The sequence below is a fragment of the Flavobacterium sp. TC780 genome (assembly GCF_056783245.1).
The window spans coordinates 1-22021 of the sequence record NZ_JBXBAV010000059.1; the positions used below are offsets into that span (position 1 = coordinate 1).

Sequence of the window (22021 nt, forward strand, 5' to 3'; positions counted from 1 at the left end):
AAGGTTAATACATGCTCCTGTTGTTAGGGAGGCAGCACCTGATCAACATTTGGGTCTTGGGTGTTGACATGAAAATAAGCAAATCCTCCGCCTAAATCGATGTTTTTATTGGTTCGGTATCTTGCCTGAGTTCTTAAAACCCATAGATTTTCATGAATAGGATTAATAAAGCTTCGATTATCAAATTCTGAATGGAGTGACCACTTTAGTGTTAATGGTATTATATTGTAATATCTAATCCAAGCGAGGGTTTGTTGGTCGATATTTTTTTTGGTTTGTCCTGCCAATATTTGACTTGTAAGTGCAAGAATAAAAAGTAATCTGCAGGATTTCATTCAGTTGTTATAAATTCAGGTTGCGAATATATACAAATGATGTCAATTATAAATCGGCTTTTAGTTTGATTTTGTGATTTGGATGCTATCAGAGAAAAAGGGAACACGGATTATACGTATTCGCTCGGGCGAAAACGCGGATAAAAAACGGATTTTCTTTTTACACGTATTCTCTTTTTACTGCCGAAGATTTGGATGATTAAAACGATTAAAAACTTTGCATTCTTTGCGTAAATCTTTGTGAACTCTTTGCGGTTAATTTTTTTGCCACAGATTAAAAGGATTTGAAAATTATTCTAAAAATCCGTTTTTATCCGCGTCTTTACTTTAGTAAATCTGCGCCATCCGCGTTCCTTTTTTGAGATAATCTTCGCGTTTCAATAGAACTCTAAATAAAAAACTGGGACAAGTTATTTAAAATTTGTCCCAGTTAATAGCTTTTAATGAATGTGTTTAGGGTTATAGAGAATACTTTAAAGTAACTCCATAGGTTCTTTGATCACCTAATACTCCAGCATATTGTCCTGTGTTTCCACCTGCAGGCAATAATTGCTCATAGTAATCTTTGTTTAAAATGTTACGTCCCCAAAACTGAACAGACAAACCTTCGGATGCACGGAAACCTAAACGAGCGTTAAAAATTGCATAACCCGGAACAACTAAATATTTAGAAGCAGAAGGGCTTGATGAAAATTCAGAACGAGCATAAGAATCGATTGCTAAGAAGATTTTACCAACATTTCCGAAAAATTTAGCTTTATCAGAAAGCTCACCTCCTAATGACCCTGCCCATTTAGAAGCGCCTGGTAAAGCTGTTCCAGAAACATCTTTGAATGCTACTGGAGCTCCAGTTTCTTCTAGTGGAAGTGGTGCATTAGTGAATTTAACATATTTACCATCAGTATAAGTGGCAGCACCATTTATGGTTAGGTGACTGCTAATTATAAAACTGGCATCTAGTTCAGCACCTCTTACACGTACTTTATCTGCGTTAGCAAGATACCCGCGGTTAACACCTAATTCTGCCGCCTGAACATTCGTTTGAAAGTCTTTGATATCAGTATTAAAGAATGCTAAGTTGAATATTGAATTTTTGAAAGGTGATGTTTTTATTCCTATTTCATAATGATTCACTTTTTCTGGTTTGATTACAGCCAGATCAAGTAATGGCTGTCCTTTTGAGTCAGTTGGAAGTCCAGCTACGTTTACACCAACTGGTTTATAGCTTTTTGCATAAGTAGCATATGCATTGATTTTATCCGAAGCTTTAAAGGTTATAGTTAAGTTTCCAGAAAAGTCTGTATTATCAGTATCAGATGTAAATGCTTGGTCACTATAAACAGTTTTTTTCAATGCTAGCAATGCTGGATCAGTAGTTTGAAGACCTCCGTAAGTTGTACGAGAGTAATCAGCTTCTTTTTTGTCAAAATTATAGCGTACACAGGAAGTACATGCAAACGATCTGTAATTGCCCAATCTAATTGCCCAAATACAGCAGCACTAGATGATCTAATTCTAGCATCAGTTTTTATACCATATCCTTCAAAAAGGCCTGGAGTTTTCCATAATGGGCTGGTAGAACTTTGAGAAAATCTCCATTGTGCATTCCCAGATTCTTCAGTTCCGTTTGTTTTTGATGTTTGATCAATAAAAAACACCCCTACAACACCGCTTATTTTAGATGAAAGCTGTCCTGCATAACGAATTTCTTGTGTTATTTGTGTTTGTCTAGTAGGATTTTGAGATTTTGCAAGTACTTGTAATCCTGTAAAATCTCTATCGTTTGATGGATCCCAGTTCCAAAAACGCCATGCTGTAGTAGAGGTAAGAGTACCATTTCCAATTTTTGAATCAACATTAAGAGTATATACCTCCTAAATCTTGTCCAGAACGCCATGGGGTATCTTGGTCAATTTTACGGTCAAATGCATTCAAAGTCGGAAGTTTGTAATTTAAATCAGCAATAATTGCATTAAATTGGCGATAAGCAGCTCTTTGTGTTGGAGCAACACCAGCAACTACCTGAGCATATCCATCTGGTCGCTGCGTGGTAATATCTGCAGCAAGGACAATATTAGTGTTTTCTGATGGAGCATATAGTAATTGCCCTCTAATTCCTTGATTGTTTAATGTGTTTGTGGCTCTGCCAGTTACAATATTATCAATTAAACCATCACGTTGCGTACCTGAGAATGATAAACGTCCTGCAATTTTACTGCTTAAAGCTCCTGTTACCGATGCTTTGGCTTGTAAGAAAGCATAATTTCCGTAACTAACTTCAAAATCGGCACCCGAAGTAAAACTTGGTTTACGAGTAGTAATGTTGAATGCTCCAGAAGTAGTGTTTTTACCAAACAAAGATCCTTGAGGTCCTCGTAATACCTCGATTTGTTCTACATCGATAAAATCAAGAGTTGTAGCTGCTGGACGTGCATAATATACGCCATCAACATAAAAACCTACTCCAGGATCGATCCCGTCATTTGTAAGTCCAAAAGGAGAACCCAAGCTTCGAATATTAATACCTGTATTTCTAGGATTCGATGAATATAACTGCACTGATGGAACTAGTTCTTTTATACGATTAACATTGAAAGCACCTGTTTGTTCTGCTTGCTTACCTGTTATAACAGATACTGCAATAGGAACATCTTGTGCTCTTTCTATTCGGCGTCTTGAGGAAACGACAACTTCTATAAGAGCATTTTCTTCGTTTAGCGTTATTAGTAATGGGGCCGATATTGGTAATTCTGTAATTTCTATTTCTGCAAGTTTGTATCCTACATATTGAACTAAGAGTGTTAACGGAAGTTTTCCTTTAGATTCAAAGGAGAATTTTCCATTTTGATCTGTAATTGTGTTAGAAGTTGTTCCTTTTATGACAATGTTAGCGGCTTCTAATGGGATGTTTTCGCTGTTTGTAACAACACCTTCGATATTTTGTGCAAATGAGACTGAGAAGGTTAAAACTAGTAGTACTGTAAATGTATTTTTTATAGATTTTTTCATTTTATATTAAGTATATGTAATTAGTAGAATTTAAATTAAATTTTTTTTACTAACACATACACATAATAAGGCTGTTATTGTTTTTTTCAATAAATTTTGGGATGCTACTCTGTAATCGACTTGTTTTTACAACAAGGATTCTTTTACGTAATTTCATAGGGTTGGTTTTAATTAGTGTGTTTATTTTTGGCAAATATATATAAATTCTACATAATTAATAGAGTTTAAAATATATTTTTTTATTTTTCCACTAATGAGGCTATTGTAATCCCTTGCATTGCTTGTAATGTTTTATCTCGAATAAGCATTAAGCCATGTCTTAAGTGGCATTCTGACTCGGTTTTACAATCGGAGCAAGGCTCGTAAAAGTTTAAAGATGCGCAAGGTAAAAGTGCAATTGCACCATCAAAAAGACGATGAATTTCGGCTAGGGTAATATCATTTTTAGATTTTACAAGATAATAACCACCGTATTTTCCTTGCTTACTGCTCACAAAATGACCTCTTTTTAGATCAAGTAAAATTTGCTCTAAAAATTTTTTAGGAATATTGGCACCCTCAGCAATTTCTATAGTTTTAGAAATGTGATTTTCGTCTTGCTCCGCTAAATAAAGTAATGCTTTAAGTGCATATTTGGCTTTATGTGATAACATTATTATAAATTATGAATTGCAAATATATTATAAGTTTTTAAACTGTGACTCGTAACTGTCACTGAAAGCTAAAAATTACCAGCTTCCGCTAGAACCTCCACCAGAAAATCCGCCTCCACCAAAGCCTCCGCCAAATCCACCGCCGCCAGATGATCCACCGCCAAAGCCTCCAAATCCACCTCCGCCACTGCGACCAAGATTACTTAAAATGATAACGTCTAGTAGGCTAGGGCCTCCACCACCATGATTTCCAGAGTTTCCACCTCCGCCTTTATTTCTTGATATAAGAAATATGACAATAGCGATAATTATAATGAAAATGAAAAAAGGAAAATCTTGTCCTTCAGCTGCCTGTTTTCGGCTTCCTTTATATTTGCCTTTAAAGACATCAAAAAGAGCATCGGCTCCTTTATCGAGACCTTTGTAGTAACTTCCTGCTTTAAATTCAGGAATGATAATGTTTCTGATGATTTCACCTCCAATACCAGCAGTTAACCTATCTTCAAGACCGTATCCAGGGTTAATAGCAATTTTACGTTCTGATTTTGCAACCAAAATAATAACTCCGTTGTCTTCTTTTGCTTGACCTAATCCCCAAGTATGCGCCCATTTGGTGGCAAGTTGACTAACATCTTCACCTTTTAGGCTTTCAATGGTAACAACTACAATTTGAGTAGTAGTAGAATCCGAATAACGAATAAGCTTTTCTTCTAATTGTGTTTTTTCTGCAGGGCTTAAAACATTTGCATAATCGTAAACAGAAGTCTGAAATTTTGGTTTTTCAGGAATTGTAAATTGAGCAAAACCTATTTGGGTAAAGAATAGACAAACGATTAATTTTAGGAAAATCGAGGTATTTAGTTTGGGTGTAATCATTATCCTTTAGATATTTCGTTTGATAATTCGTTAGTATCGTCAGCAGTTGCAGGAAAATATTTTTTTAATTGTTCACCTGCTACCAAGATACCGTCAATAAGTCCTTGCTTGAAATTTTGTTGTTTAAATTGTGTTAACATCGCTTCTTTGGTAGAATCCCAAAAGGTAGGATGTACAACATCATTTATTCCTTTGTCTCCGCAAATAACAAATTGTTTGTCATCTACAGCTACATATATTAAAACACCATTTTGAAGTTGTGTTTCGTCCATTTTTAATTCATGAAAAACTTCCAAAGCCCTATCAAAATGAGCTTTAGAAGTTGATTTTTCTATATGAACTCTAATTTCGCCAGAAGTGTTTTTTTCGGCCACGCGAATAGCTTCAACAATTGCTTCTTCTTCTCCCTTGGTTAAAAAATCTTCTACTTTTGACATTGAAATTATTTTTTGAATGGATAGTAATGATTTTCGATTGTAGAAATTGGTTCTACAATCGAAAATCATTTATTATAAGGTATAAACTTCTTTAGAATTTTACTTCAACAGGTTTATCAGCTCCTGTAACAGCTTCAAAATATGGTTTTTCTTTGTAATCTAAGAACCATTTATTAGGAATAGAAAGGATGTATCCGTTATATTCTTGTACAGATTCATTGAAACGGGTTCTTGCAGTAAGAATTTGATTTTCTGTACTAGCCAATTCGTCTTGTAATTTTAAGAAATTTTGGTTAGCTTTTAAATCAGGATATCTTTCTACAGATACTAATAATTTTGATAATGAAGAGGAAACTCCACTTTGAGCCTGATTAAATTGTGCTAATTGTTCTGGAGTAACATTGCTTGGGTCAATTGTAACAGACGTAGCTTTTGCACGTGCTTCGATCACAGCAGTCAATGTTGATTTTTCAAAATCTGCAGCACCTTTTACTGTATTTACTAAATTCCCGATAAGGTCATTACGTCTTTGGTAAGCAGTTTGTACATTTCCCCATTCTTTATTAACGGCTTGGTTATATTTTAAACCAGTATTTTTAATTCCGATAGACCAAAAAGCTATAATAGCGATCAATGCAATAATAATTCCTACAGGGATTAACCATTTTTTCATATTTTTCTAATTTTAAGTTTAATAATTGATTGTTACAATTCGTTTTTAATTTCTATTAATTCTTTTTTAATCGTCTCTAATTTACGTATTATTTCGAATTTATCTAATGTTTTCTTTTGTCCTTCTTTTAAATGAGTTTTGGCTCCTTCGAGTGTAAAGCCACGCTCTTTGACCAAGTGAAAGATTAGCTGCAGGTTTTTTACATCCTCAGGCGTGAACATTCTGTTGCCTTTAGCATTTTTTTTTGGCTTAAGAATGTCAAATTCTCCATCCCAAAACCGTATCAAAGATGCATTCACATTAAATGCTTTGGCAATTTCGCCAATGCTATAATATCGTTTATCAGGTTGTAATTCTATATGCATTTTAATCTAATGATTGATTTTCTTGGTTTGCTAATTGTGAAATGGCAACATATTCTACTGCTGAAATATTTCCATAATAAAAATTAAGCGGGTTTACTACTTTACCATCTTTATGAACTTCATAATGACAATGAGGTCCTTCAGATCTTCCAGTGCTTCCTACATAACCTATAACGTCACCACGCTTTACTCTTTGTCCAGGTCGGCAGTTGTATTTGCTTAAATGGGCATATAAAGTTTCGTAGCCAAAACCGTGCCTAATTACAACGTGATTCCCAAAACCGGAGGCGTTATTATCCGCTCTATCTATGACACCATCTCCAGTAGCATAAACCGGAGTCCCTACTTTGGCCGTAAAGTCCATACCTTCATGCATTTTGCGCACTTTGGTAAAAGGATCTGTTCTGTAACCAAAACCTGAAACCATACGTTTTAAATTTTCATTCTGTACTGGCTGAATGGCAGGGATTGCAGATAATAAATCTTCTTTGGCACTCGCTAGTTTCAAAATTTCATCTAATGATCTCGATTGTATTGCTAATTGTTTAGAAAGTACATCAATTCTTTTAGTCGTTTTAATTACTAATTGCGAATTATTGTAACCCTCCAAAGCTTTATATCTTTCGATTCTCGAAAAACCTGCTTTTCGTATTGAATCTGGAATTTCTTTTTTATTAAAATAAACTCTGTATAAATTATTGTCACGTTCCTCAAGACTCTCAACGACAGCATCAATTTGATCCATTTTTTTATTTAAAATGGAATAATTCAACTTTAAATTTTCAATTTCACGAGCTTGTAAACGGTCTTTTGGAGTTTCAAAGTAAGGAGTGTTCAACAATATTACAAAAGCCAAAAAGCCAAATAATGTAGAAGCCACTAAAAACAAGACAACAAAGCCAAATTTAGTCCTTTTTTTAGTTTTTATTTTTCGGTAGGCCAAATTTTCCGAATCGTAATAATATTTTACTTTCGCCATATTTTAAAATACCCTATTTTTGCACATTGTAAAAATGTTAGTCGAACAAATTTAATAAATTGTTTCAGTTGTTCTGCCCTTTTTTCAATAATAAAATAATTAGTCAATCAGATAATTTATAAATCAGAGAATTAAAAACGGTGTTATCTATCATAATTGACACATTTTCAAATTGGCACATTTTCAAATTTAAATATGAAATCACAAGACGTACGTAAGCAATTTTTAGACTTTTTTCAGAGTAAAGAGCATTTAATAGTTCCATCTGCTCCAATTGTTCTTAAAGACGACCCAACCTTAATGTTCAATAATTCGGGAATGGCCCAGTTTAAAGAATATTTTTTAGGAAACGCAACGCCCAAAAGTCCTAGAATAGCCGACACGCAAAAATGTCTTCGTGTTTCAGGAAAACATAATGATCTTGAAGATGTTGGTTTTGATACGTACCACCATACGATGTTTGAAATGCTTGGAAATTGGTCTTTTGGAGATTATTTCAAGAAAGAAGCAATTAATTGGGCATGGCAATTATTGACTGAAGTTTATAAAATTCCAAAGGAAAATCTTTATGTTTCTGTTTTTGAAGGAAGCAAAGAAGAGTAATGTTCCGTTTGATCAGGAAGCATGGGATATTTGGAAGACTCTAATCGATGAAGATCGAATTATTCTTGGAAATAAAAAGGATAACTTTTGGGAAATGGGCGATCAGGGACCATGTGGGCCGTGTTCAGAAATTCATGTTGATTTACGTACAGAGGAAGAGAAAGCAGAAGTTTCAGGAAAGAGTTTAGTAAATAACGACCACCCACAAGTGGTAGAAATCTGGAATAATGTATTCATGGAATTCAACCGTAAAGCCGATGGATCTCTTGAAAAACTTCCTGCACAGCACGTTGATACCGGAATGGGATTTGAGCGTTTGTGTATGGCATTACAAGGAAAAACGTCTAATTATGATACGGATGTTTTTACACCGCTTATTGAAAAAGTAGAACAAATTACAGGTTTTAAATATACTTCTGATGAAGTTAAAAATATTAGTGAAGAGCAAAATAAAACGAATATTGCGATTCGTGTAGTAGTAGATCACGTTCGTGCTGTTGCATTTGCAATTGCCGATGGACAATTACCATCAAACACAGGAGCAGGATATGTAATACGTAGAATATTGCGTCGTGCTATTCGTTATGGATTTACTTTTTTGGATACTAAAGAGCCTTTTATTTATAAGTTGGTAGATACGCTAAGCACACAAATGGGTGTTTCATTTCCAGAAATTAAATTACAAAAAGAACTTTGTGCAAATGTAATTCGTGAAGAAGAAAATTCTTTTTTACGTACACTTGACCAAGGATTGGTATTACTAGATAATATTATTGCAAATAATAGCGATAAAGTTATTTCAGGGGAAAAAAGCATTCGAATTATATGATACTTATGGTTTTCCAATTGATTTAACAGCTTTGATTCTATCTGAAAAAGGATTTAAATTAGACGAAGCGGGTTTTGAATCAGAATTGCAAAAACAAAAAGAGCGTTTTCGTGCTGCTTCAAAAGTTAAAGCAGGAGATTGGCAAATTTTGATTGATGATGAAGATGAAGAATTCATAGGATATGACCGTACTGAAGCGATGGTTAAAATTACTCGTTACCGTAAAGTGGAGAGCGCTAAGGATGGAGAAATTTATCAAATCGTATTTAACATGACGCCTTTTTATCCAGAAGGTGGAGGTCAAGTAGGTGATAAAGGGTATTTTGAGACAAGTAACGGAGATGTAATTTATATTATTGATACTAAGAAAGAAAATAATGTAATTATACATTTTGCTAAAGAAATCCCAAATAATCTATCAGAGACTTTTAAAGCTTATGTGGATGTAAGTACAAGAAAAAGCTCTGCTTCAAATCACTCAGCGACACACTTAATGCATCAGGCATTGCGTACTATTTTAGGAACGCATGTAGAGCAAAAAGGATCATTGGTAAGTCCGAAATATTTAAGATTTGACTTTTCTCATTTCTCAAAAGTAACTGACGAAGAATTACAGCAAGTTGAAGACTTTGTAAACGCAAGAATCCAAGAGCAATTGCCATTAATAGAGAGAAGAAATGTACCATTTGAACAAGCTGTTCAGGAAGGTGCAATGGCTTTGTTTGGTGAGAAATATGGAGATCACGTACGTGCAATCAAATTTGGTGATAGTATGGAATTATGTGGTGGAATTCACGTAAATAATACAGCTGATATTTGGTACTTTAAGATTGTGAGTGAAGGAGCAGTTGCATCTGGAATTCGCCGTATCGAAGCAATAACTTCAGGAGCTGTAAAAGAATATTTTGCAAGTCAAGCTGAGAAATTAAAAGAGATAAATGCAGTTTTAAAAAATGCACAAGATCCTATAAAGGCAGTTATTTCGTTGCAAGATGAAAATGCTAAACTTAAAAAGCAGTTGGAATCTTTATTGAAAGATAAAGCTAAAAATATGAAAGGAGATCTGGCTAAGGAATTACAGGAAATAAATGGAGTACAGTTCTTGGCAAAACAAGTTGATTTATCTCCAGAAGGAGCTAAAGATTTAGTTTATGAACTTGGAAATTTAGGAACTAATTTATTTTTACTTTTGGCTACAGCCGAAGAAGGAAAGCCGATGCTAACATGTTATATCTCTAAAGAATTAGTTGCAGATAAAAAACTTAATGCAGGACTAGTTGTTCGTGAATTAGGTAAATATATCCAAGGTGGAGGAGGAGGACAACCCTTCTTTGCAACTGCTGGAGGTAAAAATGCAGATGGAATTCCAGAAGCTTTAGCAAAAGCTATTGAGTATGTGAAGTAAGAATTTAAGGCTCTAAACCTTTTTATATCTCTCGCAAAGACGCTAAGTCGCAAAGTTTTTTTAACCTTGAGGCTAACATCTTTGCGAGATTTTTTTGTTTAAAATTTTTTAATGTAGGTTTTTTCTTTGTTTTTATAGGAAAGATATAAAATGACAGAAAATGAAATTTCAGCGATAGTGGTTGATGTGTGTTATAAAATACATGTAAAATTTCGTAAGGTTTATTAGAATCAGTATATGAATCAATATTGAACTCATGAGTTAATAAAACGAGGTTTATTTGTAGAAAGACAAAAGCCACTTCCTGTTGTGTGGGACGGGATTTGTTTAGACATAGGGTTTAGAACAGATTTAATAGTAGAGAATAAAGTTATCTCTAGAAATAAAATCAATAGAACAAGTTACAAATGTTCATGCTAAACAAGTCTTAACCTATCTTCGAATAACTAAAATGAAATTAGGGTTATTAATAAAATTTAATGTTCCAATTATAAAAGTTGGTATTACGAGAGTTGTTAGTAATCTTTGAGTTTTAGCTCTTTAAATATTTTTAAGAAGTTGTGAATAAGTTTAGCAATATAAAAATTGCGACTTAGCGTCTTTGCGAGATTATTATTAGAGTTACTTTATTTCATAATTTATTTTGATGTATTACATAAACCTTTTTATCATAAACCAAATTCATTATGATAGTTGATTATAATTTTTATTTTTTTTAGCTTTTCGTTGTGTTTAAGTAACTTTTTGTTGGGTTATTTGTTAATTTTTGATTTATATTTACTGATTATTATTAATATATAACTTGTTAAAAAAAAATGAAAAAAACCTACTTTGCCTTTTTAGTGCTTTATTAGTACTGGCTTCTTGTTCAAGCGATGTGACCAGAGAAGATGAAATTATAGATGATGTGCCTACACCTGTTGGTCAGATTATCTTAAAAAAGATGATTGAGAAATATGATAATGGTGTAACTAGAACAATAACTAAAATACTTATGATGGAAATAAGTTAGTTATGTGAAATATATAATAATTCAAAAGAGGGAATTTATTATACATATGCTGGAAATTTAATTACCAGAAATGGAATTTAAACTTGCTGATGGTAGTGTAGAACAAGTAAATTCATATGAGTATAATGATAAAGGTAAGTTAGTTATTTTTAAAAGAATAGATCCAATTGAAGATTTAGGCAATAAAGAAGTTTATACACACAATGCAGATGGTTCTATTTCTGTACTTTGAATATATTGGAGATAGTAAAACACAAACAAAAGAGAACGCAACAAGAAAAATTACTTTTTTTAAACGGTGAAGTAGCTGAAATTACTAGTACAAACTCACCTAATCATAAATATACTTATGATACAAAAAATAATCCTTCTAAAAATATTTTCTAGGATGGATAAAATTGCTTTTGTTGATGGAGAAGCAGATGGAATTTTGCATAATACTCTTTACTGATACCTCTGGCGCAGAACTATCGGCTAGTTACACTTATACATATAATACAGATAATTATCCTGCCAACTAGTGTTGAAACTTCAGAGGATGGTAAAATTACTACACAGTATTTCTACCAATAATCTAAGATTTTAGTACAATTTATTACTAGGCCAGATGCAATTTTGTATCTGGCCTTTTTTGTTTGAAAATAAATGAAGAATAAATAATTATTTTTCAATGTATAAGCTCTATATTAATTATTTACGTTCACCAATTTGTTGGCGCCACATGGCATAATACAATCCTTTTTCGAGTACTAAATCATGGTGTTTACCTTGCTCAATAATTTTACCTTGCTCTAGTAAGAAATATTTTATCAGCATGCATTACAGTAGATAAACGGTGTGCAATTAAAACTGTAATCCTGTTTTGTCCGATATATTTCTAATTGTAGTATTGATTTCTTCTTCGGTGATAAGAATCTAATGCAGAAGTTGCTTCGTCAAAAATTAACAAATTAGGGTTTCTTAAAATGGCACGAGCAATCGATAGGCGTTGTTTTTCTCCACCTGAAACCTTAATTCCGCCTTCACCAATTGTTGTGTTTAAGCTGTCTTCGGCACGTTGCAGTAGCTTTTCACAGCTGGCTCTTTTCAAAGCATCATACAAATCTGCGTCTGTAGCTGATGGTCTTACAAACAATAAATTTTCACGAATTGTCCCAGAGAATCATTGTGCATCCTGAGTTACAAATCCCAATTGCTTTCTTAAATCTAATAAATCAATTTCGGTAGAATCGATATCATTATAAAGAACTTTTTCCTTGAGCGGGTGTATATAATCCAACCAATAATTTTACTAAAGTTGTTTTTCCTGAACCTGACGGACCTACAAAAGCTACGGTTTCCCCTTGTTTAATATCGAAATTAATGTTCTCTACCGCTTTGAACTTAGCTGTTTTATGTTGGAAACTTACCATTCGAAAAAAGTAATGAGCGAATGGCTCCAACATGTTTTGGATTTTTTGGACCAAATTCTTTTGGAGCGCTTAACAAGGTTTTGAAATTTTCCATAGAAACCTTGGTTTCATTAAGGGCAATTATAAAGTTTCCTAATTCTTGCAAAGGTCCAAAATAAAAAAGTAAAGAATACCATAGTTAGTAAATCTCCCACAATTATTTTTTGTCCAAACAAGAAATAATACAGCGTAAAAACGACACAAGTTCTTAAAAAGTGAACGGTTGTACCTTGAATAAAACTTAAACTTCTGATGAAACGGATTTTTTGCAATTCCAATTGCAGAATTTTAAAGGTGTTTAAATTCAAACGTTTTTCTTCCTGATACGTTAATCCAAGGCTTTTTACAAGTTCGATATTTCTTAGACTTTCGGTAGTAGAACCAGCCAAAGCATTGGTTTGATTTACAATTTTTCGAGAAACAATTTTTATCTTTTTTCCTAAATAGGAACTTACTAAGGCTATAATTGGCGCAGTAATTAAGAATATTATAGAAATGCGATAATCAATTCGGGCAACATAAATAATTACAAATATGAATCCGATAACAGTTTGAAAAATTAGAGAAATTGAAAGTGTAATTAATTTTTCAGAATCAGAACGTACTTTGGTTAGTTTGCTTAACGTTTCACCGCTACGCTGGTCTTCGAATTCTGCAAAAGGTAAATCGAGTGATTTTTTAATACCATCAGTATACATTTGAGCACCAGTTCGCTGGATAACAACATTGGTAAAATAATCCTGGAAGTTTTTAGTAATTCTGGAGATCATTGCCGCACCAAGTGAAAGACCAAGCCAAAAAGCTACAGATTTAATAAAACCAATCTCATTCCCTTTGTATTTGGCTAATCCCACACCGCAATCTTGCATTAATTTACCCGTAATTACAGAATCGGATAAGCTGAAACAGATGTTTATAGTGGCCATAACCAAGGCTAAAAACAGAAGACCATTTTATGTTTGATTATATAGGAATATAGTAATTTCATATGTGAATATTAATTTAAAAGAGATGCAAAAGTAGTGAATTGAATGGCTTTGTGCTGTTGGTTTAAGGTGTTAAAATTGTGATTTTTAGTTTAATTACTGATTTGTTATATGTTAAAACATCTCTTAATTCATGATAGAAAAAAGGCCTTCAATAGTTTGTGTTAGGTTTTTTAAAAGGATACTTTTGCGCAAATTATAAACCTACAAATTTATTTATGAAAAATTTTTTATGCCTATTTAGTGCTTTGACTTTAGTTTTAGCGTCTTGTTCAAATGATAAAGATGATAATTCTGTTGGTTCTGTTGATGATTCTGTTGGAGATGTTAGTGTAGTTCTTCCTAAAATATTGAAATATATGGATATAGAAAATTCATCTGAAAATGCTACATATATATCTACATATAATGGGAATAAAATTTTGAGTATCAAAGATGAGGCAGGAAGAACAGATTATACGTATGATGGTAATTTTATTGTAAAAGAAATTAATTATGATACTGAGAGCATACCTGGCAAAGATGTAATAAGCGATGTAACAGTTTATTCTTATGTAAATGGTAAACTAGTAGAATCATCATATACTGAGGCTTACTCGACAGATTTCCCTAATGGACAATATAAAAGGAGAACAGTATTTAGTCACAATATTGATGGTACAGTTAAAAGAGAGGTTTATAAGACAGATTATGCTACTGGAATAGAAGAAAAAAGTAATTATGTTGAAGTTCTTACTTATACAAATGGGAATTTAGTTAAAAGTGTAGAAACAAATAGCGAAACAAATAGTGTTTTTACAGCTACATATGAATACGATAATAAAAATAATCCTTTAAAAAATATTTTAGGGTTTAGTTTATTAATAGATCATAGTGAAGGAGAAGGATCTATGAGTTCTGTTAATAATACTGTAAAATATACAGCTTCGCATACTGTTAGTGCTGAGCCAAATGTTTACAAAAGGGAGTTGGTTTATGATGAGAAGGGATACCCAACAAAAATTACTAATTACAAAAAAGATGGTGTAACTGTCAATTTGATAAACGAATACACATATTAATTAATCCATTTTTTTAATTATTTAAAAAGCCAAATACTTCTGTATTTGGCTTTTTTGTTTGTAAAATGGATGCAAACTTCAAATTATATAATTCAGTACTCCTATGCTAATTAAATAAAACTCAAGGTTTTTATTGTTAAAAATAAGCCTGTATTACTAGGTAATTAGCTTTGGTTTCGTTTAATTTGCCGAAAAAAGAAATTTATACATGAAAAAATTACTTTACTTATTTACTGCATCATTATTTGTTTTAAGTTCGTGTTCATCAGATAATGATGATTTGTCACCTACACTTCCTATAGAGGAAATATCAATTCTACCTAAAACAATTTCGTATAGCTTTCCGTCTTTTTCGCGTTTTGATAGAAAAAGCACCATTGCTTATAGTGGAAACAAAATTCTGAGCATTGTTGATGAGAAATCAAAAACAACCTATACTTATGATGGTAATCTTATCACAAAACAAGAACAATTTAGTATAAATACACAAGGAAAAGAAGTTAAAGATAAAGAGGTTGTGTATATATATGAAAATGGAAAGTTAAAAACCAGAATTTTCAAAGAGGATATTTCTGAGGATCGACCTAATGGATATATTACTAAAACCATTTATGCGCACAATCAAGACGGAACTATTTCTTATATAGTGTATGATGTTGACTCGATTACGCAAGTAGAAAAAAAACAAGGTACAGGAAAATTAACTTACAAAGATGGAAACCTTATTAAGAGTGAGACGAACAATATTAGTAATAGTTTTGATAATGGAATAAGAGTTTATGAGTATGATACTAAAAAAAATCCTTTAAAAAATATTTTAGGATTTAGTTTATTGCTTGATGAAGTCGATGATTGTGGAAAGAATAATGTTATCAAAATAACAAGAACAAGTGATGAGTTTTCAAATCCTTCAGTTTATATAACTACTTATATTTATGATGATAATGGATATCCAAAAAGACATACGTCATTTGATGGTGGAGGTAAATCAATCGAATACGAGATTGAATATACATATTAATTAATCCATTTTTTTAATTATTTAAAAAGCCAAATACTTCTGTATTTGGTTTTTTTGTTTGTAGAAAATGATTGAAATTTGTTTAAAACTTCAAAATATGCAATTCAGAACTCCTGTACCTATTTCACAAAGTAATAATCCGATTGATTATAATTCTAAAGTATTGTCATTAGGTTCTTGTTTTGCTGTAAATATGGCCGAGAAATTAGATTATTTTAAGTTCAATAATAGTTGCAATCCATTAGGAATTTTATTTCATCCTTTGGCTATTGAAAAATTAATAAGTTTTGCGGTTTTGCAGAAGACATTTACAGAAAAGGATGTGTTCTTTTATAATGAACGCTGGCACTCGTTTGATGTACATTCCGATTTAAGTAATGCGAATAAAGAAGATTTGATTCATAATCTCAATCAGATTATTAAAAAGGCACATCAAGAATTAACCGAAGCAACTCATATTATTATAACCTATGGAACTTCTTGGGTGTATCGTGTAAAAGAGAGTAACGCAGTAGTTGCTAATTGTCATAAAGTACCACAAAAACAATTTTCAAAAGAACTTTTGTCAATTGAGATAATCAAAGAAAGTATTAAGAATACTATAGACTTGATTGCTTCAATAAACCCAGAAGTGAAAATCATTTTTACGGTATCTCCAGTTCGTCATATAAAAGATGGTTTTGTAGAGAATCAATGGAGTAAGTCCAATTTGATTTCTTCTTTGCACAATACTCTGAATACTGTAAACTGTAAACTGCAAACTGGATATTTCCCTTCCTATGAAATCATGATGGATGAACTTCGTGATTATCGATTTTATGCAGAAGATATGTTACATCCCAATCAAATTGCTATCGATTATATCTGGGAAAGATTTAAGTGAAAATACATTTCTAAAGAAGGAATTACTGTAATGAATGATATATCCGAAATACAAAAAGGACTTTCTCATCGAAGTTTTAATCCAGATTCTGAACAGCACCGTACATTCTTATCTAAGTTAAATAGTAAAATAAAAAGGATAGAAGAAAAATGGCCTGATATTAAGTTTTAAACACGTTCTTTGTTTTGAGTTTTAAGTAAATATATACTTACAATAGTCCTTAATTCTAGAATAACTTTAAATAATTATATAAAGTATTGAGGTATATTTTTTACAATTTTGTAAATTGGATATGGTTAGTTAAATTTAATAACTATATATCGATAATCTAAACCATTTATTAGCCTTATTTTCTTTATATGAATAAGAAACGATTTTTTTTCTGAAAAAAATACTTCGAGTGCTACTTTGGTGCGTCATTACAATAGTGGCACTATTGCTATTGATAATAATTTTAATTCAGGTTCCGGCAGTACAAAATTTTGCTAAAGATAAAGCAATCACTTTTTTGCAAAAAACAAAAAACCAAAGTTTCTTTGGATAGAATATCGATTGATTTTCCTAAAGATATTGTATTAGAAGGATTTTATTTTGAAGATCAAAAAAAAGATACGCTACTTAGCGGAAAACGATTAGAAGTCGATATTGATTTGTTTAAACTTATAGATAGTGAAGTAGAAATAAACTCGATTTCTCTTGAAAGTACGACTGCTAATATTTCCAGAAACAAAGACGGAGTTTTTAATTTTGATTATATAATTGCTGCATTTGCTTCTAAAGAACCTGAACCTGTAGATCCTAACAGTAAACCCTTTAAGATATCAATTGTAAAGATCAATTTGAATAAAATCAATTTTAATTTTAAAGATGATTTCTCTAAAAATGATATCCGTGTTAAGTTAACTGATTTTCAAACAGAATTTAAGAAATTCGATTTGGATAAAATGGATTTCGATATTCCGAATATTGATTTAAACGGATTAAAATTAGTCTTAAATCAGGATTTGGTTGAGAAAATAGCCGAAGTTTCGGTAAATACAGTAGATACAATTTCTAAAAGGCCAGATTTTAATTTGAAATTAAATAAAATAAAACTGTCCAAGATTGATATTTCATATGATAATAAAGATTCTAAACTTGCTTCGGGGGTAACATTAGATAAATTACAACTGTTGGTTAATAAAGTAGATTTAAACAATCAAATGCTGGATTTTGATGCTTTTGAGTTAAAAAACCTAAAAGGAAATTTACGATTAGGGATAAAAGAAAAACAACTTAAAGCTCCAGATTTAGATTCTACAGCAATTCCTCAGGCAGGATGGAAATTAAAATTGAAATCTGCTGATATACAAAATGTTGCTTTTAAATATGATGATATGCAATCGAAACCTGCTAAGGGAGGGATTGATTACGGACATCTGGATTTGAATAATTTTAATTTAAAAGCCGAAAAACTGTATTATGCAAATGATACTATTTCGGGAAACCTACAGTCGTTTGCAGTAAATGAAAAAAGTGGACTTAAAATTCAAGAATTCAAATCAGATTTTTTCTATGGACCTAAAAATGCATATTTAAAGAATCTGTATTTAAAAACACCACAGACTTTATTACAAAAAGAGATAAAAGTAGGTTATCCATCAATTGCAGCGGTTACTAAGAGTATAGACAATCTTACATTGGATGCTACTTTTAATCAGACAAAAGTAGGTTTTAAAGACATATTGCTTTTTGTTCCAGATTTACAAAACACCAATCCGTTTAAGAGCAATCCTAATGCAGTTTTGTCTATAAACGCACGAGTGAGTGGGAAAGTAAAAGATTTAGTTATTCCGCAGTTTGAAATGAGCGGAATTGGAACTACAAAAGTTTCAGTTTCAGGAAAGATTACAGGATTGCCAGATGCCCAAAAAGCATATTATGATTTGGATATAAAAAATTTTGTGAGTTCATCCAAAGATGTGATTTCGTTTGTGCCAGCAGGAACAATCCCGAAAAATATTCAGCTGCCTTCACAGTTTAATTTAAAAGGAAAATTTAAAGGATCAGTCAATAATTTTAAAACTAATTTGGCATTAAATAGTAGTTTCGGAAATGCTAAAGTGGATGCTTTATTTGATCAACGAATTAAGAAGTCAGAGAGATATGATGCAACAATCTCATTTATAGAATTTGATTTAGGTAAATTAATAAAAAATGATTCATTAGGAAAAATTACGCTTAAAGCAAAAGTAAAAGGGAAAGGATTGGATCCTCAAACAGCGCAGGCGCACTTAGACGGAATTGTACAGAAAGCAGTATTTAATAAATATACATACAAAGATTTAATTTTAAAAGGAGAGATTGCAAAAGGTGCCTTCGCAATTAAATCGGGAATAAAAGATCCAAATTTGAACTTAGGTTTAGTTGCTAACGGAAGATTTGATGATAAATACCCAGCAGTAAAATTAAAACTAAACCTAGATATTGCAGATCTTGAAAAGCTAAATCTGCATGCAGGCCCGATGAAACTTCGAGGTAATATTGATGCAGATATAGTCAATAGTAATCCTGATTTTTTAAACGGAAAGGTTTTCTTATCAAACATTCAGGTTTTAAAAGGAGCACAACCAATTGTATTGGATTCTATTAAAATTTTGGCTTATGCCGATAAAGAAAGAAACAATATTAAGATACAGTCGCAATTTCTTAAAGCCGAGGTTGATGGGAAGTATAAGTTAACGACATTATCGGCAGCATTAAAAAAATCCTTGTCCAAATATATGGATTTGCAAGTTCCTAAAACAAAAGGAGATTCAGATGAACAGCGAGTAACGTTTAATTTGTCAGTAGATAGTGATCCATTGTTATTTCAGCTTGTCCCAAAACTTAAAGGTTTAGAGCCTATCAAGATTACTGGAAAGTATAATAATGTGGTAGATTCTTTAGAAGTAAAAGGAACTATCCCGAAAATTATTTATGATACAAATACAATTTCTGATGGTAAAATAAATATAGAAGCAAAGGACAAAGCATTAGAATATCAGGTTTCAGTAACTCCTGTAGAGAGTGGAGATTTTAAAATACCATTTGTTGGTTTGTCAGGTAAAATTGAAAACAATATTTTAGAGTATGCATTGCAAATAAAAGATAAAGAAGACAAAGAACAGTATTTTATTAAAGGAGAATTACTTCACGAAAATGCCAAAAACACTATAAAATTTGATTCAGATAATTTTGTTTTGAATTACGATAAATGGAATATGAATCCTGAAAACTCTATTGAATTTGGAGATAAAAGACTTTATATAGATAAGTTCTTTTTAGATAATTCAGGAAATGAACTAAAAATTCAATCTCAAAACCAAGGGAAGAATGCACCATTACAAATAGATTTTGTCAATTTTAAAATTGAGACCATTTTAAATATGGTTACAAAAGACAAATTGTTAGCTCAAGGATTGATAAATGGATCGGCTTTGGTTGAAAACGTTATGACAAAGCCAACTTTTACATCTGATTTAAAAATAGACGATTTTAGTTTTAAAGGAGAGCCAGTTGGTGATATAGGTATAAAAGTAGATTACAAAACCAATAATTTATTAACAGCTAATATTACATTAAGTGAGCAAGGAAATGATGTAAATCTTACAGGAAATTATAAAATTGATGATAGTACTTTTGATTTTGATGTGGCGATTAATCATTTAAATATTAAGAGTATTCAGGGCTTTAGTATGGGTAATCTTAAAGATGGCTCCGGTTACTTATCAGGAAATTTTAAAATTACAGGTAATGCTGATGCGCCAAAAGTAAATGGGGAACTGGACTTTAACGATACAGCTTTTAAGGTGACAAAATTTGATTCTAATTTTAAAATAACTAATGAAAAAATAAAATTAGAGAATGGTGCAATAATTTTTGATAACTTCTCTGTTTATGATGAAAATAAGAATGAGTTATTTGTTAATGGAAAAATCAATTCTAATGATTTTAAAAATTATGATTTTGGATTAACCATAAAAGCAGATAATTTTAGAGCTATTAATTCTACTGAAGCTGATAACGATTTGTTTTATGGAGATTTATTTTTAGATGCTAATTTGAATATAAAAGGAACACTTGATAATCCAGTTGTAGGAGGAAATGTAAAAATTAATGAGGATACAAAATTTACTGTTGTTATGCCTCAATCAGATCCATCTATTGCCGACAGAGAGGGAATTGTAGAGTTTGTAAATGAAGATAATTTATTATTGAAACAAACTGCTGCGATGGAAAGTAAACTTAATCAATCGAAATTGATTGGTATGGATGTAAGCGTTGCAATTTCGATAGATAAAAAGGCAGAACTTACTTTGGTTATAGATAAAGGAAATGGAGATTACCTGAGATTATTGGGTGAAGCAGATCTTATTGGAGGAATTGATCCTTCAGGAAAAACTACTCTTACTGGAAAATATGAGTTTAGTGAAGGGGCATATGAAATGAGTTTTAATATGATAAAACGAAAATTTGATATTCAAAAAGGAAGTTATATTATATGGAACGGGGAGCCTACAATGGCAAATTTAAATTTAACAGCAATATATAAAGTAAATACAGCTCCAATAGATTTATTGGGAAATCAGTTAGGAACTTTGACTCCAGCACAAAAAAACACATACAAACAAAAAATTCCGTTTCAAACTTTATTAAAGATGAACGGAGAATTGATGAAACCAGAAATCTCGTTTGATATTGTTCTGCCAGATGGTAATTATGATGTTTCATCAGATATAGTAACCACTTCTCAGGCAAAATTACAGCGTTTACGACAAGATCCAGCTGAATTAAACAAGCAGGTTTTTGCACTTTTACTCTTGAATCGATTTGTTGGTGAAAACCCTTTTGCAAGTGAAAGTGGCGGTACAAGTGCCGAATCTATGGCGAGACAAAGTGTGAGTAAAATATTATCGGATCAATTAAATAATCTGGCAGGAGATTTAATAAGTGGTGTCCAATTAGAGTTTGATCTTGAATCTACAGATGATTACACTTCGGGGACAAAACAAAATAAAACTGATTTAAATGTGGGGATTTCTAAGAAATTATTGGATGATAGATTAAAAGTAACTATCGGAAGTAGTTTTGGACTAGAAGGTCAAGATAATAATGAGCAGGATACCAATATTGCAGGAGATGTTGCTATAGATTATCAACTTACAAAAGACGGACGATATATGGTTAGAGCCTATCGTAAAAACCAATATCAAGTTGCAGTAGAAGGACAGGTTGTTGAAACTGGAGTTGCATTCATTATTACGATGAATTACAATAAGTTTAGAGAATTGTTTCATCGCAGCAAAGAAGAAAAAGAACTAATTAGAAAAGAAAAATTACGTAAAGAGAAAGAAAGTCAAAAAGAGAAGGAAGAGAAAAAGAAAGAAGAATTAGATAATGAACAAGAGCAAAAAACGTAGCA

19 protein-coding genes and 2 pseudogenes are annotated in these 22021 nt (G+C 31.8%); 10 read left to right on the forward strand and 11 right to left on the reverse strand.

Features of this window, described 5'->3' with window-relative positions:
- Nucleotides 1-23 precede the first annotated feature (23 nt).
- From AC1RYN_RS05760 to AC1RYN_RS05805, 10 genes are all read right to left on the reverse strand, one after another.
- Nucleotides 24-335 carry a DUF2490 domain-containing protein gene (locus AC1RYN_RS05760; RefSeq protein WP_481806185.1) on the reverse strand — a complete coding sequence of 104 codons (312 nt, stop codon included), beginning with the start codon at nucleotides 333-335 and terminating at the stop codon, nucleotides 24-26.
- Nucleotides 336-794: 459 nt separating this feature from the next.
- Nucleotides 795-1688 (reverse strand): TonB-dependent receptor, encoded by an 894-nt coding sequence (locus AC1RYN_RS05765; protein ID WP_481806186.1) that lies wholly within the window; start codon nucleotides 1686-1688, stop codon nucleotides 795-797.
- Between the two features lie 2 nt (nucleotides 1689-1690).
- Entirely contained in the window at nucleotides 1691-1993 is a 303-nt protein-coding gene (locus AC1RYN_RS05770) for a hypothetical protein (protein ID WP_481806187.1), read from the reverse strand.
- 199 nt (nucleotides 1994-2192) lie between these two features.
- Nucleotides 2193-3344 carry a TonB-dependent receptor gene (locus AC1RYN_RS05775; RefSeq protein ID WP_481806188.1) on the reverse strand — a complete coding sequence of 384 codons (1152 nt, stop codon included), beginning with the start codon at nucleotides 3342-3344 and terminating at the stop codon, nucleotides 2193-2195.
- A gap of 239 nt (nucleotides 3345-3583) precedes the next feature.
- Nucleotides 3584-3997, reverse strand: coding sequence for an RrF2 family transcriptional regulator (locus AC1RYN_RS05780; RefSeq protein WP_481806189.1), 414 nt, complete (start codon nucleotides 3995-3997; stop codon nucleotides 3584-3586).
- 75 nt (nucleotides 3998-4072) lie between these two features.
- Nucleotides 4073-4873 (reverse strand): TPM domain-containing protein, encoded by an 801-nt coding sequence (locus AC1RYN_RS05785; RefSeq protein ID WP_481806190.1) that lies wholly within the window; start codon nucleotides 4871-4873, stop codon nucleotides 4073-4075.
- Complete coding sequence (locus tag AC1RYN_RS05790) at nucleotides 4873-5310, reverse strand: TPM domain-containing protein (protein ID WP_481806191.1); 438 nt, start codon at nucleotides 5308-5310, stop codon at nucleotides 4873-4875. The genes AC1RYN_RS05785 and AC1RYN_RS05790 overlap by 1 nt, the downstream gene beginning before the upstream one ends.
- Nucleotides 5311-5401: 91 nt before the next feature.
- Complete coding sequence (locus AC1RYN_RS05795; protein WP_129537402.1) at nucleotides 5402-5983, reverse strand: LemA family protein; 582 nt, start codon at nucleotides 5981-5983, stop codon at nucleotides 5402-5404.
- Between the two features lie 32 nt (nucleotides 5984-6015).
- Nucleotides 6016-6348: a MerR family transcriptional regulator gene (locus tag AC1RYN_RS05800; RefSeq protein WP_229990238.1), complete on the reverse strand. Its 333-nt coding sequence runs from the start codon at nucleotides 6346-6348 to the stop codon at nucleotides 6016-6018.
- Nucleotide 6349: 1 nt separating this feature from the next.
- Entirely contained in the window at nucleotides 6350-7327 is a 978-nt protein-coding gene (locus AC1RYN_RS05805) for a M23 family metallopeptidase (protein ID WP_129537404.1), read from the reverse strand.
- A gap of 195 nt (nucleotides 7328-7522) precedes the next feature.
- On the opposite strand from AC1RYN_RS05805, the pseudogene alaS reads away from it, so the two are divergent.
- From alaS to AC1RYN_RS05830, 5 genes and pseudogenes are all read left to right on the forward strand, one after another.
- Nucleotides 7523-10164 (forward strand): annotated as a pseudogene (gene alaS / locus AC1RYN_RS05810) (alanine--tRNA ligase).
- Between the two features lie 309 nt (nucleotides 10165-10473).
- On the forward strand, nucleotides 10474-10584 hold the full coding sequence (locus AC1RYN_RS05815; RefSeq protein ID WP_481806192.1) for a hypothetical protein: 111 nt from the start codon (nucleotides 10474-10476) through the stop codon (nucleotides 10582-10584).
- A complete protein-coding gene (locus tag AC1RYN_RS05820) occupies nucleotides 10556-10693 on the forward strand; it encodes a GxxExxY protein (protein ID WP_481806204.1) in 138 nt (45 codons plus the stop codon). The genes AC1RYN_RS05815 and AC1RYN_RS05820 overlap by 29 nt, the downstream gene beginning before the upstream one ends.
- A gap of 348 nt (nucleotides 10694-11041) precedes the next feature.
- Complete coding sequence (locus AC1RYN_RS05825) at nucleotides 11042-11176, forward strand: hypothetical protein (protein ID WP_481806193.1); 135 nt, start codon at nucleotides 11042-11044, stop codon at nucleotides 11174-11176.
- Between the two features lie 70 nt (nucleotides 11177-11246).
- On the forward strand, nucleotides 11247-11408 hold the full coding sequence (locus AC1RYN_RS05830; protein ID WP_481806194.1) for a hypothetical protein: 162 nt from the start codon (nucleotides 11247-11249) through the stop codon (nucleotides 11406-11408).
- Nucleotides 11409-11866: 458 nt separating this feature from the next.
- On the opposite strand, the pseudogene AC1RYN_RS05835 reads toward AC1RYN_RS05830, so the two are convergent.
- Nucleotides 11867-13615, reverse strand: a pseudogene (locus AC1RYN_RS05835) (ABC transporter ATP-binding protein).
- A gap of 216 nt (nucleotides 13616-13831) precedes the next feature.
- Here AC1RYN_RS05835 and AC1RYN_RS05840 point away from each other — a divergent pair.
- From AC1RYN_RS05840 to AC1RYN_RS05860, 5 genes are all read left to right on the forward strand, one after another.
- Nucleotides 13832-14674: a hypothetical protein gene (locus AC1RYN_RS05840; RefSeq protein ID WP_481806195.1), complete on the forward strand. Its 843-nt coding sequence runs from the start codon at nucleotides 13832-13834 to the stop codon at nucleotides 14672-14674.
- A 208-nt stretch (nucleotides 14675-14882) separates the two neighbouring features.
- Complete coding sequence (locus AC1RYN_RS05845; protein ID WP_481806196.1) at nucleotides 14883-15695, forward strand: hypothetical protein; 813 nt, start codon at nucleotides 14883-14885, stop codon at nucleotides 15693-15695.
- A gap of 97 nt (nucleotides 15696-15792) precedes the next feature.
- Nucleotides 15793-16578 (forward strand): GSCFA domain-containing protein, encoded by a 786-nt coding sequence (locus AC1RYN_RS05850; protein ID WP_481806197.1) that lies wholly within the window; start codon nucleotides 15793-15795, stop codon nucleotides 16576-16578.
- A 30-nt stretch (nucleotides 16579-16608) separates the two neighbouring features.
- On the forward strand, nucleotides 16609-16749 hold the full coding sequence (locus AC1RYN_RS05855) for a hypothetical protein (protein ID WP_481806198.1): 141 nt from the start codon (nucleotides 16609-16611) through the stop codon (nucleotides 16747-16749).
- Between the two features lie 365 nt (nucleotides 16750-17114).
- Complete coding sequence (locus AC1RYN_RS05860; protein WP_481806199.1) at nucleotides 17115-22019, forward strand: translocation/assembly module TamB domain-containing protein; 4905 nt, start codon at nucleotides 17115-17117, stop codon at nucleotides 22017-22019.
- Nucleotides 22020-22021: the final 2 nt, after the last annotated feature.